Genomic DNA, 15,486 nt, shown 5'->3' on the forward strand with positions numbered 1-15,486 from the left:
TTCGCCTTGTAGAGCCGAGCCATGCTCGGCTGCTGTTGGTAGAAGCAGCAGAGCATGGCTCGACGCTACATAGCCGGCAGCCGAGCATGGCTCGGCGCTACAGGGGCGAAACAAAGTCGAGCATGGCTCGACGCTACAGAAGCAGATCAGGGCGCGGCGTTGGCGCCGGGGCGCACGTAGTAGGACTGGCCACTGTCATCGACGAACATCAGCTCCGGCTTGCCCTGCCAGGAGGTGAGCATGGCGCCGGTATTGTTCTGGTGCTTGACCATCAGGCTGGCGCCACGGTCCGGGTTGGCGACGACCTTGAAGACTTCGGTGGTGCCGGTGGCATCGTCCAGAGTGAGCAGGGCTTCGCCGCCGCGGTCGCTGGTGCCATAACCGCCGCGCTCGGAACCGTCGGGGCCAAGCAGGATCAGGCCGGACAGCGCGGTTGCACGCGGTCCTTGGGGACGGCCCCTGCTGAGGGGGTCCGGCACCGGCGCGCCGAGGATCAGCCGTGGTTGGCCAGTGCCATCGTGGATGACCAGGCCGCGCGCTTCGATGATCCGCTCAGGCGATTGGCTGCGATGCAGGCTCCAGGCGGTCCAGCCGGAAACGAGCAGGGCAAGGGTCGAGACCACCAGGGTGGTCAGCAGCAGCACACGGGGCATCGGGTCGTCCTTCCTTGGATAGGCCGACGATAGCGGATGCCGGCGGGCAAAGGCCAGTTCGTTGTGTGACGATGTGTATCGTCAGTGGAAATCGCGGCTGTGGCTGCGCAGTCCCTGCAGCAGCTCATCCAGGCAGTGCATGCGCTGCACGATGACATGCTGCACGCCATCAACGCGCTCCAGGCGGCCATCGATCTGCATCAGCTGGGTGTCGACCAGCACCCGGTGCTGGCGGTCGGCCAGGTGGCGCCAGACCACGGCGTTGACCATGCCGGTCTCGTCTTCAAGGGTGAGGAAGGTAACGCCACTGGCGGTCTGCGGGCGCTGGCGCATGCGCACCAGTCCGGCGATGCGCACACGGCGGCCGTGGCCGTGCCCGGCCAGCTGTGCGGCATCCAGGCAGCCACGACTGCGCAGCTGCGCGCGCAGGAACGAGATCGGGTGGCGGCCGAGGGTGGTGCCCGTGCTGCGGTAGTCGGCCTGCATGTCCTCCCAGGCGCTGGGCAGGGGCAGCGCCACGCGGGCTTCGGCGGTGGCGCGGGCCTGGTCGAACAGCGGCAGCCGGTTCTCTACGCCGGAGATATCCCAGCGTGCACGATGGCGATGGCCGCTGAGCCCGCGCAGCGCACCGGCATCGGCCAGCAGGCCTTGCTGGCGGCGGTCCAGCGCGGTGCGCTGGCACAGGTCGCCGACGTCGTCGAACGGGCGCCGCGCGCGCTCGCGCATGATGGCCTGCACGGCATCTTCGTTGCAGCCGTCGATCAGGCGCAGGCCCAGACGGATCGCCGCCGGCCCCCTGCTGAAGTCCAGCGTGCAGTCCCAGTCGCTGTGGCGTACGTCCACCGGCAGCACGCGGATGCCATGCCGGCGCGCGTCCTGCAGCAGCTGGTCGGGGCTGTAGAAACCCAGCGGCTGGCTGTTGATCAGGCTGGCAGTGAATGCGGCCGGGTGGTGGCATTTCAGCCAGCAGCTGTTATAGGTCAGCAGGGCGAAGCTGGCGGCGTGGCTTTCCGGGAAGCCGTAATCGCCGAAGCCCTTGATCTGCTCGAACAGGTGCTCGCCGTATTCGCGACTGAAGCCGTTCTCCAGCATGCCGGCCAACAGCTTCTCGCGATGCGGTTCCAGCCCGCCACGACGTTTCCAGGCGGCCATCGAACGGCGCAGGGCATCGGCCTGGCCAGGCGTGTAGCCGGCTGCTTCGACCGCCAGCTGCATCACCTGTTCCTGGAACAACGGCACGCCCAGCGTACGCGCGAACACGCGTTCCAGCTGCGGTGGGTAGAGCGGATGGTCCGGATCGTTCAGTGCCTCCGGGCCCTGTTCGCGCAGGATCCGCCGCCGCTCCAGGTAGGGATGCACCATGTCGCCCTGGATCGGCCCGGGGCGCACGATCGCCACTTCGATCACCAGGTCATAGAACGTGCGCGGCTGCATGCGCGGCAGCATCGCCATCTGTGCGCGCGATTCGATCTGGAACACGCCGATGGTATCGGCGGCGCAGATCATGTCGAAGGTCTTCGCATCCTTGGGCGGGATGGCGTCCATGCGCCCTTCGTGCAGGCCATGCTGTTTCAGCATCGCCAGGCACTTGCGGATGGCCGTGAGCATGCCCAATGCTAGGCAGTCGACCTTCATCAGGCCGGTGGCATCCAGGTCGTCCTTGTCCCACTGGATGACGGTGCGGTCGGCCATCGCCGCGTTCTCCACCGGTACCAGGGTCGACAGCGGATGCTCGGAAATCACGAAACCGCCCGGGTGCTGCGACAGGTGGCGCGGGAAATCGATCAGCTCTGCGGTGAGTGCCAGCAGCCGCCGCATCAACGGCGTGTCCGGATCGAAGCCACGCTCGCGCAGGGTTTCCGGCAGCGGGATGTTGCCGCCCCAGTGGTCCATCGCCGCGCCCAGTTCGTTGACCTGGTCCATCGGCAGGCCCAGTGCGCGGGCCACGTCGCGGATCGCGCTGCGACCACGGTAGCTGATCGCCACCGCGGTCAGTGCGGCGCGCTCGCGGCCGTAGCGCTTGAACACGTACTGCAGCACCTCCTCGCGACGCTCGTGCTCGAAGTCGATGTCGATATCCGGTGGTTCGTCGCGCTCGGCGGAGATGAAGCGCTCGAACAGCAGGTTGCTGCGTGCCGGGTCGATCTCGGTCACGCCCAGCACGAAGCACACCGCCGAGTTGGCCGCTGAGCCACGGCCCTGGCAGAGGATGTCCTGGCTGCGCGCAAAGCGCACGATGTCCTGCACGGTGAGGAAATACGAGGCGTAGTTCTTCTGCTTGATCAGCGCCAGTTCGTGCTCGATCTGCGTGCGTTGCTTCGCTTCGATGCCGCCTTTCCAGCGCCACCGGATGCCGCGCTCGACCAGCACGCGCAGCCAGCTGTCCGGATCGTGTCCTTCGGGCACCAGCTCGCGCGGATAGGTGTACTGCAGCTGTTCCAGGGTGAAGTGGCAGCGCTCGGCGATGCGCAGGGTTTCAGCCAGCAGTTCGGGCGGATACAGCTGGGCCAGCGCGGTACGCGGGCGCAGGTGGCGCTCGCCATTGGGAAACAGGCGCCAGCCGGCCTCGGCCACGCTGCAGCGGTGGCGGATCGCGGTCAGTGTGTCCTGCAGGGCACGGCGGCGGCGCACGTGCATGTGCACATCGCCACTGGCGACCAGGGGCAGGCGGTGGCGTTCGCCGAAGGCCTGCAGCTGCTGCAGGCGGCGTGCGTCATCGTGTTCGCGGTGCAGTTCCACCGCCAGCCACAGCCGATCATCGAAGCCGGTGCGCAGCAACTCGAGATCGGTGGCGGATGGCTGCCGGTCCAGCCACAGGCACAACAAACCGTCGGGCAGGCCGAGCAGATCGTCGCGCAGGCAGCGGTATTCGCCCTTGGCAGCCCGCCGCCGACAGGTCGTGATCAACTGGCACAGCCCGGCATAGGCGGCCTGGTCGGTGCACAGCAGGGCCAGCTTCGGCCCGTCCTCGACCTGGAATTCGGCGCCGACGATCAGCGCCACGCCATGGGTCTTGGCTGCCTGCCAGGCGCGCACGATGCCGGCCAGCGAGCATTCGTCGGTGATCGCCAACGCGCGGTAGCCCTGGCCAGCGGCGCGCGCGAACAACTCTTCGGCGATCGAAGCACCGCGCTGGAAACTGAAGGCCGACAGGCAGTGCAGTTCGGCGTAGCCGGGCAGTTCGCTGTGCATGGCGGCTCAGCCGAACCAGCCGTGCAGCATCCACGGCGCATGCGGATCGTTGCGCACGCGGAAGGCCCAGCCGCGCTGGCCATGCGCGGTTTCCACCACGTAGTAGTCGCGGCGCGCGTCAGCCTGGTCCCACCAGCCCGATTCGATCCGCTCCGGCCCGGCGATGATGCGCAGGCGCGGGTCACGCAGCGGCTGTGGAGCGTCCAGCAGCCAACCGGGGCGCAGTGGCCAGTATGCCGGTGGCCTGGCCGCTGGCTGGGTGCCGCTGGCGCGTTCGGGGCGATGGTCGGCCTGCACTGCCAGCGGCTGCACGGCGTCATCGCCGAGCCGCGCGCGCAGGCGCTCACGCAGCTGGTTCCACGGCATCGCCTGCGCCGGACGGGTATCGAACAGGTCACGCGCGGCGGGTACGAACGGCGGCAGCTGTTCGGCCTGCAGGCGCAGTGCGCGGCTGCCGGCCGGCAGGGCGAACGCTTCCATGCGGTTGCGCGCGATCTCGAACAGCAACGCGGGATCGCGTTCGGGCGCCAAGAGGCCGATGGTCAGCACGCTGGCCGGCAACAGGTCATGCTCGAAATGCAGGTCGAAGCGCTGCACGCCGCCATCGCGCGAGCACAGGAAGGCGGCCAGGTCGAGCAGCAGGCGGCGCAGCGGGAACAGCAGGGCCTGGCTGGATTCGATCTCGTACTCGAATTCGATGCGCGCATCGAAACGGTCGGGTGGCTGGTAGTAGCGCAATGGCGCGGTGGGCAGCCCGCGCAATGCATCCAGCTGCTGCAGGACCTCGGGGGCGAAGCGCCGGGCCAGGCTGTCGCGCGGCAGCTTGAGCACCGCGCCCAACGTGCGCAGGCCGGAGCGGCCGAGCACCGTCACCGCCTCGCTGGGCAGGCCGCAGCGCGCCAGGGGCAGCTGCGCCAGCACCGCCGGCAGTTGCTGCGCATCGATGCCGAGGCCATCGTGGACGTTGGCCAGCACGCGCGCGGCATGTGGGGTAGGCGCGGCCACCAGGCGGTGGCGGAAACCGAGTTCGTGCAGTTCATTGCGCAGGCGCTGCTGGATCGTCAGCCAGTCACCGAACAGGGCGCGGCTGGCACCGATTTCCAGCACCAGTGCATGCGGAAAATCGAGGCTGACCTGCGAGCTGTAGGCATAGGCCCAGCTGGCCAGCAGCTGCCGGGTGTGCTGTTCGGCATTGGGGTCGTAGTCGTGCAGGTGCATGTCCTGCACCAGTACCTGTGCAGCCGACAGCAGCATGCCCGGGCGCAACCCCGCGGCGCGTGCCGACGGGCTGACTGCACGCACTACGCGTCGCTGTGCCGGCCCCTGCAGCAGCACCAAGGGCCGCTGTTGGTCGGGCTGCAGGCGCAGCACGCTGTCCAGCGCCAACTGCGGCAACAACAGGCAGGCCCAGTGCATGGCGCGTCCTCAGTGGGCGATGGCCAGCGGCAACGGTTGTGCCGGCGGCAGGCCGCCACGGCACTTCAGCACCCGCACCTGGCCGTGGTCGAGCTGCAGGCGCAGGCTGGCCGGGGAGGGATTGCGCGCGGCCTGCGCCTCGCGGAACACGAAGCCCAGGCACTGGCCGCTGTCGGCGGCCACCTGCAGGCGGCGCAGGGCGCGGTCGTCGGCTTGATGCGGCCAGCACAGTACCGCCGCGCAGGCCGCAGAGCGCAGGCACTGTTCGGCGGCCCACAGTGCCTGCTTCGGCGCGGCGTGGATGATCTGCAACTGGCCCAGGTCCAGCCCGGCGGCGGCCCAGGCCGGGGCATGCGGACGGTACGGCGGAGCGACCAGGACGATCGGGCGGTCGCGCTGGCTCAGCCTGGCCAGTGCCGGCCATACCAGCGCCAGTTCGCCAACGCCGGGCACCGCCTGCAGTACCTCGCACAGTCCGCTGGCCGGCCAGCCACCGCCGGGCAGGCGTGCATCCAGTGCCGGATGGCCGCTGGCCAGATGGTCGCTGGCGGGGCCCTGGCGGGCCGGGCCACGCCACAGCTGGCGCCCGTCCAGCAGCCGGTCGAGGGCGACGACGGCACCCATCAGTCAGCCCTCCAGGGGAGGCGCCGGGCGGGCTGGAAACGGCAGGAACGGGCGGAAACGGCGGGCATGGCGCGAGTATCGACGGACCGGTATCAGGGGCTGAGACCAGACATGCTACTCGCGTTGTAAGTAGAATTACTAATGAAATCGGAGGGTCCGGTTTCAGGTTGCTGAAGGGGGAAAGCATCCACGCATGGCGTGGATCTACTGGAGAGAGCCCCGGCAAATCCATGCCGCAGCCTGGTAGATCCACGCCATGCGTGGATAGCGGTAAAGCGCGGTGCCGACCAAGGTCGGCACCCACCCGGCATGGCCCGTTGCTACCCGGGGATGCCCCTGGTTACGGGCGCACCGGCAGCGCCACCGGGCGCAGCGGCGCGGCATCGCCACCGCGGATCTTCAGCGGGCCGCCGATGAAGGCGAATTCGTAGACCTTGTCGCGGGCCAGTTCGTCCAGCGCCACCAGCTCGATGATCGGCGCACCCTGCTGTGCCAGCAGGTAGGTGTGCAGCGGCACGTAGTCGTCGGACACCTCCGAAGGGAAGGTCTCGAAGCTGAGGTTGTCGGCACCGACGATCATCGCGCCGCCGTCCTCGACCAGGAAGCGTGCCGCGTCCAGGCCCATGCCCGGCGGGTTGGCCATGTAGGCCCTGGGCTGCTCGAACAGGCGCATGCGGCCGGTGCGGATCAGCACCACGTCGCCCTGCTGCAGTTTCACCTTCTGGCGTGCCAGCGCATCCTTCAGGTCCTGGCGGGTGACGCGGTAGCTGTCCGGCAGCATGTCCACGCCCTTGGCGCCGGCCACGTCGATCAGCACGCCACGCGCGATCAGCGGCGGGAACTTCTCGATGCCGGTGACATTCCAGCCACGGTCGCCGAGGTGCTTGTCGGCCTCGAAGCCGTTCCAGATCTTCCCGTGGATGCCGAAGTGGTTCAGCGCATCGATGTGGGTGCCGGTGTGGCTGTACATCGAGAACGCGGTGCCGGTGTAGCTGCGGGTGAGGTTCATGGCCTCGCCCACGCCCATCGGATCGTCCATCACTGTGCCGCGCGGGGTGTGGGTCATCCAGAACTGGTAGTGCGGGTCGCCGGCATCCTGCCAGCTGGGCATGCCGACGTAGTATTCGGTGGCCAGGTCATAGGCCTTGCCGCCGCTGACCCGCGACAGGATCGCGGCGCGCGAGGCTTCGGTGATCAGGTTGAGGCGGCCGATCTCGTCCTCCGGCCCCCAGGGGCTGGTGCCGACCTGCTGGCCGGAGGGAACGCGTTCGTGCGCGGATACGGTGGTGGAAGCGGCGGTGGCGGCCAGCAGCAGGGTCAGCGCGGTGGACAGGGTACGTGGGGTCATGGGGAAATCTCCTTGCAGGGTGGGGGAGGGTGCGGCTCAGGCCGCGACCAGGGGCGCCAGGGCCTGGCGCAATTGCGGCAGCGGCAGGGTCTGCAGGCGCAGGCCGTTGCCGCCGATCACGGTGGGGATGGACCGGATGCCGAGCGCGGCAGCGTCGGCGCGATCGGCCTGCACGCGCTGGCGCACCGCGTCGCTGCGCATGTGGTCAGCGAAGGCGCCACGTGGATGGCCCAGCGATTCGGCAATATCCAGCAGTACTTCCGCGTCGCCGATGTTGCGGTGCTGGTGCAGGTGCGCCCATTGCACCGCGTCGAACATCGCGCCATGGGCATCATTGCCACCGATCAGCCCTGCGGCCTGGCAGGCCAGTGCGCCGAGCCAGCCGGAGGGATACTCGAAGTCCTGTGCGCGCATGCCTTCGATATCGATGCGCGCGGTGTCTTCATGCGCGGCGCAGTCGGTCCAGTGGCGCAGGATGATCGCCTTGGCGCGCTCCATCGAGCCGAACACCTCGACCATCTGCGCGCGCGAGTCCTGCAGCACGAAGCTGCGGTGGCGCACCTGGATGCCGAGTTCGGCCGAGACCTGCTGCAGGCGCGGGGCCAGCACGAAGCACCAGCCGCAGACCACGTCGTGGAAGAAATCGACCACCGGCGCTGCGGTGGCGGGGGAAGGAACGGAAGACATCTGCCTGCCATCGGTGATAGGGGAGGCGGCAGAGTAGGCAGCGCGGCGTGGCCGAAACAGCACGCCGTGGGCAGCTCAGTTTTCGCTGGCGGTTACGAATCCAGGCCGGCGCAGCCGGGCAGCTCGGCGTGCAGGAAGTCGATGAAGGCACGCACCTTGGGCTGCAGGTGGCGCGAGGTGGGGTAGACCGCATGCACGAAGCGCGGCGGATAGCGGTGGTCGGGCAGCACCTGCTGCAGTTCGCCACGGGCCAGCGCTGGTGCCGCCAGGAACGAGGGCAGGGCGCCGATGCCCATGCCGGCCACCAGCAGGTCACGCAGCAGCAGGCTGTTGTTGACGGTCACGCGTGCCGGCAGGGTGATCGTCACCTGGCCATCCGGGCCGAGCAGCGGCCAACTGCCCGGTGAGTCGGACAGGCTGTAGGCCAGCACGCTATGGGCCTGCAGATCGCCTACTGCCTGGGGCGCCGGATGCTGCTGCAGGTAGGACGGCGCCGCGCACAGCACCTGCTGCAGCGAGGCCAGCCGGCGTGCCACCAGGCGTGAATCATCCAGCTCGGCACGCAGCCGCAGCGACACATCGAAACCCTCGCCGACTGCATCGAGCAGGCGGTCTTCCATCACCAGGTCCAGCGACAGCTGCGGATGCTGCTGCAGGAAGCGGGGCAGCAGCGGCGACAGCGTGCTCAGCGCGAACGACTGCGGCACATTGACGCGCAGGCGCCCGGTCACCTCGCCACGCTGCTCGGCGATGCCACGTTCCAATGCGTCCAGTTCGTCGAGCAGGCGGCAGCATTCGCGGTAATAGGCGTGGCCGGTCTCGGTCAGGCTCATGCGCCGCGTGGTCCGCTGCAGCAGTACCACGCCCAGATGCGCTTCCAGCGTGCGCAGCTGTTTGCTGAGCCCGGCGGGCGACATGCCCAGGTCTTCGGCGGCGCGGGCCAGCCCGCCGCGTTCGACGATGCGGCGGAAGGCACGCATCAGGTTGAAGGAATCCATGCCGGTCCCGGGCGCGATGAGGGCGCCATTGTAGATCCACGCCATGCGTGGATGTGGGAAACGCGGTGCGGCAGGGTTGCGCCGTTTGTTCAAGCCAGCAACCCGCACGCCACGCCAGCATGCAGGCCCCTCACTTCCCGGGTTGCTCATGAAGCACTGGATGCTCCGCCTGTATGCCCCGCTGTTCCTGCTGGGGTTCGTCGCCACTGCCGTCGTCTGGGTCGGCCACTGCCATGGCGATCCGTTGTGGCTGCTGGCCCTGCTGGCGGCCGCCATTGCGCTCTCGTTCGCCGCCGAGCGCGCGTGGCCGTACGATCCTGCGTTCAACCACGATCATGGCGACCGCCTGCGTGACACCCTGCATGCGCTGGTCAACGAAGGCCTGAACCTGTTGTCGATCGCGGCGGTGCCGCTGCTGGCGGCGATCATTCCGTGGCAGGTCTGGCCGCTGCAGTGGCCGTTCGCACTGCAGGTACTGGTGGCGATCATCGCTGCCGATCTCGGCATTACCCTGGTGCACTACGCAAGCCATCGCATCGGCTGGTTGTGGCGCCTGCATGCGGTGCATCACAGCGTGACCCGCATGTATGGCTTCAACGGCCTGATGAAACACCCACTGCACCAGGCGGCCGAAGCGGTGGGCGGTGTGCTGCCGTTGCTGCTGTTGGGCCTGCCGATGCCGGTGGCGGCGGTGCTGGCGTTTGCCATCGCCATCCAGCTGCTGCTGCAGCACTCCAACGTGGATATGCGCCTGGGTGTGCTGGGCCGGGTGATGGCGTGGGCACCGCTGCATCGCTTCCATCACATGCGTTACGGTACCGCCGGTGACGTCAACTTCGGCCTGTTCCTGACCGCATGGGATCATCTGCTGGGGACCGCCTTCGATGCGCCCGGTTATCGGCTGCAGCAATGCGATCTCGGCATCGGCAGCCAACCGGACTATCCACGCGATTACGCGGGGCAGCTGCTGGCGCCGTTTCGTGAACTGCCGCATGGCGAGGTGCCGGAGCTGCCCGAAGGCCTGCGCAGGCGTGGGTGATCGGCCGTGTCAGGTCGCATGCAACTGCAGGCCCTGCAGCTGTGCGGCACCGATGCCGAACATGCGGCGCAGGCTGCGCGAGAGATGGGCCAGGTCGGCGAAGCCGGCGGCATGCGCGCTGGCGGTCAGGGTGTGCCCGCGCAGATGATGCGTGAGCGCAGTGCGTAGCCGTTGCCACAGCACCCAGCCGCGCAGGGTCACCGCCAGCTCGGACTGGAAACGCCGGTGCAGCTGGCTGGTCGACAGGTGCGCCGCCTCGGCGATATCGGCGGCCGGCACCGGGCCCGGAAGGTGCTGGGCGATGCGGGCCAGCGCTGCCTGCACCCGCCGGTCCAATGGCTGCGCGCGGCTCAATCGCGGCAACCAGTCCTGCAGTTCCATCGCAGTGCCGGGCAGCACGTGCAGGTGCTGCTGGATCTGTTCGAGGTCGGCATGCGCCGGCTCAAGGAACACCGTGCAGCCTGCTTCCGGTGCCGACAGGATCGCGTGCGGCTGGAACGAAGGCAGCCATAGCCGCTGGCCCTGCTGCTGTACGCCATCGATCTCGACGTGCCAGGGCGTACCGTCGCTCAGCAGCAATTGATGGGCGTAGTGCGCATGCAAAGCGCTGTCACCAGCATGGCCGTGCAGCACGGCGGCGTGCGCATCCAGCAGCAACGTGCCGTTCCAGGGCAGGGCGGGGGAGGACATGGAGGGATTGTAGATCCACGCCATGCGTGGATGAATCTCCATCGAAATCGAATATTCCGACAGTTGAACGAAGAGCAGCCGAGCATGGGCTCGGCTCTACAGCAGGCCGTGCAGGGAACTGTCGAATCTGCGGGTACCGGCGCCGCCCGGCCGCGCCCTCACCGCCCGTGCGGATCCGGCCGGTGATGCACGTACTCGACCACCGTGCCATCGGGATGCACCGCATTGAACGCCGCCCCGGTCGGCACCACCTGCAGCGGGAAGATGATCTCGGCACCGGCGGCGACCAGTTTGTCGTGATAAGGCCGAACGTCATCGACCAGCAGCGTCCCCGTGGTCGAAGTGAATGGCGCCAGCGCCTCATCGCAACCTTCGATCAGCAGGAATGCACCGACCATCGCCAGGCGTAGGCCGGCATCGGGAAACGGGAAGCCCGCATCGGCCACCACACCCTGCAACTGCTCGTAGAACGCCACGCTGCGCTCCAGTTCGCCAGGGGCAACGAATACCCGGATCAGCACGCGTGGGCTGCGCTGGGTGGAGGTATCACAGCGGTCACGCCAGAGATGATCGAAGTCGCGGTGTATGTTCATGGGCGGGGTCCAGGGCCGGTGACACCTCATTATCGGCAGCCCCACGCGGCCTGCTGATGACCGCCGGTGATGGCCTGATAACCGCTGGCCGGGTTGCCTCTGTGACTTAGGTCCTGTTGACAGGTGTGAACACCCTCGCACAATCTTCACAGGATTGGGTCGCCCTGCGCGGCCCGGACAGGCAGGTTGTCACGCCGGGAGGAGGGTCCCAGGCGCAGACCGGCCCGTCCTTCGGCCTGCGGGAGGTTGCCTGGCAATTCCTGCGCGGCATGAACGCTGCACCCTTCGGCGGCACTTTCCCTGGACCGATTGCCTTGGCAACGGAATTACGCCTGCCGATGAAAACGTTTACAAAGCCGCTTGCACTGTCCCTGGCCCTGTCTGTCGCACTGGCCGCCCCGGCCTGGGCCGACCCTGCCGCGTTCACCGTGCTGACCCTGGAACAGGCCCCGACCGCCGAGGCGATGCCGGCCCTGGCCGCCCAGCTGAAGACCCTGCAGGTGGACGCGGTGAGCGTGCGCCAGGTGCAGCGCGGTATTGGCCAGGTCGATCCGCTGCAGGTGCTGGCCGACGGACTGGGTTACGAATACCGCTTCATTGCTGCGGGCAAGGACGATGGCCAGACCCAACGCGGCCAGGCCGTGCTGACCCGGCTGCCGATCGCCGCTGAATCCGGCCCGGACCAGCCGGGTCTGAACTACCTGCGCCTGGACGATGGCCGCCACACCGTGGCGGTCTATACCGACGCCGGCGCAGGTGCCGCGCAGCTGCCGGCGCTGGTCACCCGTTCGCGGCTGGGTGCACCGGCGGTGCTGCTCGGCGCAGTGGCCGGTGAATCGGCCAAGGCCGCCGGCTTCGATCCGGCGCGTGTGGCGCTGGAAGCGGATGCCAGCTATTTCAGCGACGGTTTCCAGGCCGCCAGCAGCGCACCGTTCAAGGTGGAGGGCAGCACCCTGCGCGCCACCCTGCTGACACTGGCCTATGCCGCCGACAAGCACGGCGAAAGGCCATGGATGGACACCGCCCTCAACGCCGATGCGCGCGCTGCGCTGCTGCTGAAGGCGATGACCGAGGATGAGAAGTTCCAGATGCTGCACAGCTACTTCGGGCTGGGCAAGGACGGTGGCCCACTGCCGGAAGGTGCGGTCGGTTCGGCCGGTTTCGTGCCGGGCGTGGCGCGGCTGGGCATTCCGTCGCAGCAGTCGGCCGATGCCGGCGTCGGCGTGACCAATCCGGGCGGCATTCGTCCGGGCGATTTCGCCACGGCAATGCCCTCAGGCCCATCCACCGCGTCCAGCTGGAACCGCGAAGTGGCCTTCGCCGGTGGCGCGACCATGGGCCGCGAGGCATGGCAGCAGCGTTTCAATATCCTGCTGTCGGGCAGCGTCAACCTGCAGCGCGACCCGCGCAACGGCCGCAATTTCGAATACGCCGGTGAAGACCCGCTGCTGGCCGGTTCGATGGTCGGCGCGCTGATCCAGGGCGTGCAGAGCCAGCACGTGATCTCCTCGATGAAGCACTTCGCGCTGAACGACATGGAGACCCGGCGCAACTTCCACGACGTGCGCATCGGCGAACAGGCCATGCACGAATCGGACCTGCTGGCCTTCGAGATCGCGCTGGAAGCCGGTCGCCCGGGCGTGGCGATGTGCTCGTACAACAAGATCAACGGCACCTACGGCTGCGAGAACGGCTACCTGATGAACCAGGTGCTGAAACAGGAATGGAAGTTCCCCGGTTTCGTGATGTCCGACTGGGGCGGCGTGCACAGCGGTTCGAAGGCGGCGCTGGCCGGCCTGGACCAGCAGTCGGCCGGTGAAGTGTTCGACGCCGCGGTGTTCTTCGACGAGCCGCTGCGCCTGGCCGTGCATGGCGGCGTGGTGCCGCAGGCGCGCCTGAATGACATGGTCGCGCGCATCCTGCGCACGATGTTCCTGCATGGCAACTTCGACAACCCGCCGCAGCACCAGAAGGTCGATGCCGAGGCCGGCTTCGCCGTCGCCCAGCGCACGGTGGAAGAGGGCAGCGTGCTGCTGCGCAATGAGGGCAACCTGCTGCCGCTGGCCGACAGCGTGAAGCGCATCGTCATCATCGGCGGCCATGCCGACAAGGGCGTGATCGGCGGCGGTGGTTCGTCGATGGTGGGCGTCACCGCCAAGGGCACCAATGCGGTGCCGGGCGTGATGCCGACCACCTGGCCGGGCCCGGTGATCTTCCACCCGTCCTCGCCGCTGGAATCGCTGCGTGCGGCGCGTCCGGACGCAACCATCGAGTATGTGGACGGCACCAATGCCGCCGCTGCGGCCAGGGCCGCAGCGCAGGCCGATGTGGCCATCTTGTTCGCCACCCAGTGGGCCGCCGAATCGGTGGACCTGCCGGACATGCAGCTGCCGGACAACCAGGATGCCCTGATCTCGGCGGTGGCCGCGGCAAACCCGAAGACCGTGCTGGTGCTGGAAACCAACGGCCCGGTGCGCACCCCTTGGCTGGCGCAGGTGCCAGCGATGCTGCAGGCCTGGTACCCGGGCATCCGCGGCGGCGAAGGCATCGCCGCGCTGCTGACCGGTCAGGTCAATCCGTCGGGCCGCCTGCCGGTGACCTGGGTGACGGACGAATCGCAGCTGCCGCGCCCGCATATCGATGGCCTCGGCTTCAAGCCGGCCAAGCCGTTCGGTGATGTGTTCGATTTCGATATCGAAGGCGCCAACGTCGGCTACAAGTGGATGGCGGTCAAGGGCCTGAAGCCCACCTTCGCGTTCGGTCATGGCCTGTCCTACACCTCGTTCGCCTATGAAAACCTCAAGGTGAGCGTGGAAGGTTCGCGCCTGGTCGCCAGCGTGGACATTCGCAACACTGGCAAGCGCGCCGGTGCCGACGTGGCCCAGCTGTACCTGAAGCTGCCGGCCGGCAGCACCACGCCGATCCGCCTGATCGGCTATGACAAGGTGAGCCTGCAGCCGGGCGAACAGCGCCGCATCCGCATCGAAGCCGAGCCGAAGACGCTGGCGCACTACGATGCGCAGGCCCGCCAGTGGAAGATCGACGGCGGCACCTACCAGGTGCAGCTGTCGCGCAATGCGGCCGAGCCGCTGCAGAGCGTGGACGTGCAGCTGGTGGAACAGGTGCTGCGCTGATGCTTGAAGACACGGCCCCGTAAGGGGCCGTGTCCGTTGTAGATTGCCGCTGCGCTCGCCGGGCACGGCCCGGCGCTACCGGATATCTACTGTAGCGCCGAGCCCATGCTCGGCTGTTGTAGAACGGAGCCGAGCGTGGGCTCGGCTCTACAGAACGCCGCGCCCGGCGGACGCCGTCATCACCCGGGCGCGCTGCCAAACCACCTGCGCAGGAAATCGATCAGCTGCCGCACCTTCGGTGAAGACTGCGAACTGTGCGGATAGACCGCGTACACGCTCTGCTGCGGGAAACGGTGCTGGCGCAGTACCGGGCGCAGCCGGTCCTGGGCCAGGTCGTCCTCGATCAGCCAGCGTGGCAGCACGGTGACCCCGGCGCCGGCCACGGCGAAAGCGCGCAGGCTGCTGGCCCCATCCACGCGTACCACCGCGTTGCCCGGGTTGGTGGCAAACAGGGCATCGCTGCCGTCAGGTGCAACCACCGGCACATCGGCCAGGCGCGGATAGCCGAGGCGGGGCAGGGTGCCCAGCTGCACGGGGTCATCGGCCGCATCGGCAGAGGGCAGGCGCGCCAGTAGTGACGGCGCCGCTACCGCGCACAGTGGATGCCGTTCCAGTTCATTGGCGTGCAGGCCCGAGTCCGGCAGGCGGCCGAGGCGAATCGCCAGGTCGAAGCGTTCGGGAATGAGGTCCGCTGGCGCTGGAGAAGTTGAAAGGTGCAGCTGCAGGGCCGGGTGCTGCGCGCGGAACGCCTCCAACGCGGGAATCAGGCGTAGCTGGGCGTACTCCGGCGTGGTCGTCAGGCGCAGCACGCCCTGCAGCTGGTGCTGGTCGCGGCGCGCGGCATCGATCGCCGCCTGCGCAGCATCCAGTGCCTGCACGCAATGTTGCAGGAACTGCTCGCCGGCCTCGGTCAGGGCCAGGTGGCGGGTACTGCGCAGCAGCAGGGCCACGCCCAGCTCCTGTTCCAGCCGCTTCAGGTTGAAGCTGACCACCGCGCGGCTGAGGCCGAGGCGATCGGCGGCGGCGGTCAGGCTGCCGGCCTCGACCACGGCGCGGAAGATATCGAAGCGGTCGAGGCTGACCATGGCGATCCACTGTCAAAATAGATTTGA

Annotated in this window: 12 protein-coding genes; 2 read left to right on the forward strand and 10 right to left on the reverse strand. The window is 68.2% G+C overall.

Annotation, left to right across the window (positions count from 1 at the left end):
* Window positions 1-146: 146 nt before the first annotated feature.
* The 7 genes from AC2A1N_RS18375 to AC2A1N_RS18405 form a co-directional block, all read right to left on the reverse strand.
* Window positions 147-653: a hypothetical protein gene (locus tag AC2A1N_RS18375; protein WP_134969157.1), complete on the reverse strand. Its 507-nt coding sequence runs from the start codon at window positions 651-653 to the stop codon at window positions 147-149.
* 81 nt (window positions 654-734) lie between these two features.
* On the reverse strand, window positions 735-3,845 hold the full coding sequence (locus tag AC2A1N_RS18380) for an error-prone DNA polymerase (protein ID WP_484373089.1): 3,111 nt from the start codon (window positions 3,843-3,845) through the stop codon (window positions 735-737).
* 6 nt (window positions 3,846-3,851) lie between these two features.
* On the reverse strand, window positions 3,852-5,261 hold the full coding sequence (locus tag AC2A1N_RS18385) for a Y-family DNA polymerase (RefSeq protein ID WP_061479091.1): 1,410 nt from the start codon (window positions 5,259-5,261) through the stop codon (window positions 3,852-3,854).
* Window positions 5,262-5,270: 9 nt separating this feature from the next.
* Complete coding sequence (imuA, locus tag AC2A1N_RS18390; protein WP_061479092.1) at window positions 5,271-5,885, reverse strand: translesion DNA synthesis-associated protein ImuA; 615 nt, start codon at window positions 5,883-5,885, stop codon at window positions 5,271-5,273.
* Between the two features lie 340 nt (window positions 5,886-6,225).
* Window positions 6,226-7,233 carry a cyclase family protein gene (locus tag AC2A1N_RS18395; RefSeq protein ID WP_484373092.1) on the reverse strand — a complete coding sequence of 336 codons (1,008 nt, stop codon included), beginning with the start codon at window positions 7,231-7,233 and terminating at the stop codon, window positions 6,226-6,228.
* A 36-nt stretch (window positions 7,234-7,269) separates the two neighbouring features.
* Complete coding sequence (locus AC2A1N_RS18400; RefSeq protein WP_484373094.1) at window positions 7,270-7,920, reverse strand: DsbA family oxidoreductase; 651 nt, start codon at window positions 7,918-7,920, stop codon at window positions 7,270-7,272.
* Window positions 7,921-8,012: 92 nt separating this feature from the next.
* A complete protein-coding gene (locus AC2A1N_RS18405; protein ID WP_181357914.1) occupies window positions 8,013-8,963 on the reverse strand; it encodes a LysR family transcriptional regulator in 951 nt (316 codons plus the stop codon).
* Between the two features lie 115 nt (window positions 8,964-9,078).
* Between AC2A1N_RS18405 and AC2A1N_RS18410 the strand changes: the two genes are divergently transcribed.
* A complete protein-coding gene (locus AC2A1N_RS18410; RefSeq protein WP_242892350.1) occupies window positions 9,079-9,957 on the forward strand; it encodes a sterol desaturase family protein in 879 nt (292 codons plus the stop codon).
* Window positions 9,958-9,966: 9 nt separating this feature from the next.
* Here the strand turns inward: AC2A1N_RS18410 and AC2A1N_RS18415 are convergent, their stop codons facing one another.
* Together AC2A1N_RS18415 and AC2A1N_RS18420 are read right to left on the reverse strand one after the other, a co-directional pair.
* Window positions 9,967-10,671 carry an AraC family transcriptional regulator gene (locus AC2A1N_RS18415; protein ID WP_061479096.1) on the reverse strand — a complete coding sequence of 235 codons (705 nt, stop codon included), beginning with the start codon at window positions 10,669-10,671 and terminating at the stop codon, window positions 9,967-9,969.
* Between the two features lie 134 nt (window positions 10,672-10,805).
* A complete protein-coding gene (locus AC2A1N_RS18420; RefSeq protein WP_010485036.1) occupies window positions 10,806-11,240 on the reverse strand; it encodes a VOC family protein in 435 nt (144 codons plus the stop codon).
* 338 nt (window positions 11,241-11,578) lie between these two features.
* Between AC2A1N_RS18420 and AC2A1N_RS18425 the strand changes: the two genes are divergently transcribed.
* Window positions 11,579-14,374 (forward strand): beta-glucosidase, encoded by a 2,796-nt coding sequence (locus AC2A1N_RS18425; RefSeq protein WP_484373097.1) that lies wholly within the window; start codon window positions 11,579-11,581, stop codon window positions 14,372-14,374.
* A 179-nt stretch (window positions 14,375-14,553) separates the two neighbouring features.
* On the opposite strand, the gene AC2A1N_RS18430 is transcribed toward AC2A1N_RS18425, so the two are convergent.
* Window positions 14,554-15,459: a LysR family transcriptional regulator gene (locus AC2A1N_RS18430; RefSeq protein ID WP_484373099.1), complete on the reverse strand. Its 906-nt coding sequence runs from the start codon at window positions 15,457-15,459 to the stop codon at window positions 14,554-14,556.
* Between the last annotated feature and the right edge of the window lie 27 nt (window positions 15,460-15,486).

Source organism: Stenotrophomonas maltophilia group sp. SKK55 (genome assembly GCF_057179845.1).

Bases quoted from the DNA above. Each gene is read 5' to 3' on its own strand.
- AC2A1N_RS18375 (WP_134969157.1), bottom strand. From the start codon at position 653: ATGCCCCGTGTGCTGCTGCTGACCACCCTGGTGGTCTCGACCCTTGCC.
- AC2A1N_RS18380 (WP_484373089.1), bottom strand. From the start codon at position 3,845: ATGCACAGCGAACTGCCCGGCTACGCCGAACTGCACTGCCTGTCGGCC.
- AC2A1N_RS18385 (WP_061479091.1), bottom strand. From the start codon at position 5,261: ATGCACTGGGCCTGCCTGTTGTTGCCGCAGTTGGCGCTGGACAGCGTG.
- imuA (WP_061479092.1), bottom strand. From the start codon at position 5,885: ATGGGTGCCGTCGTCGCCCTCGACCGGCTGCTGGACGGGCGCCAGCTG.
- AC2A1N_RS18395 (WP_484373092.1), bottom strand. From the start codon at position 7,233: ATGACCCCACGTACCCTGTCCACCGCGCTGACCCTGCTGCTGGCCGCC.
- AC2A1N_RS18400 (WP_484373094.1), bottom strand. From the start codon at position 7,920: ATGTCTTCCGTTCCTTCCCCCGCCACCGCAGCGCCGGTGGTCGATTTC.
- AC2A1N_RS18405 (WP_181357914.1), bottom strand. From the start codon at position 8,963: ATGGCGTGGATCTACAATGGCGCCCTCATCGCGCCCGGGACCGGCATG.
- AC2A1N_RS18410 (WP_242892350.1), top strand. From the start codon at position 9,079: ATGCTCCGCCTGTATGCCCCGCTGTTCCTGCTGGGGTTCGTCGCCACT.
- AC2A1N_RS18415 (WP_061479096.1), bottom strand. From the start codon at position 10,671: ATGGCGTGGATCTACAATCCCTCCATGTCCTCCCCCGCCCTGCCCTGG.
- AC2A1N_RS18420 (WP_010485036.1), bottom strand. From the start codon at position 11,240: ATGAACATACACCGCGACTTCGATCATCTCTGGCGTGACCGCTGTGAT.
- AC2A1N_RS18425 (WP_484373097.1), top strand. From the start codon at position 11,579: ATGAAAACGTTTACAAAGCCGCTTGCACTGTCCCTGGCCCTGTCTGTC.
- AC2A1N_RS18430 (WP_484373099.1), bottom strand. From the start codon at position 15,459: ATGGTCAGCCTCGACCGCTTCGATATCTTCCGCGCCGTGGTCGAGGCC.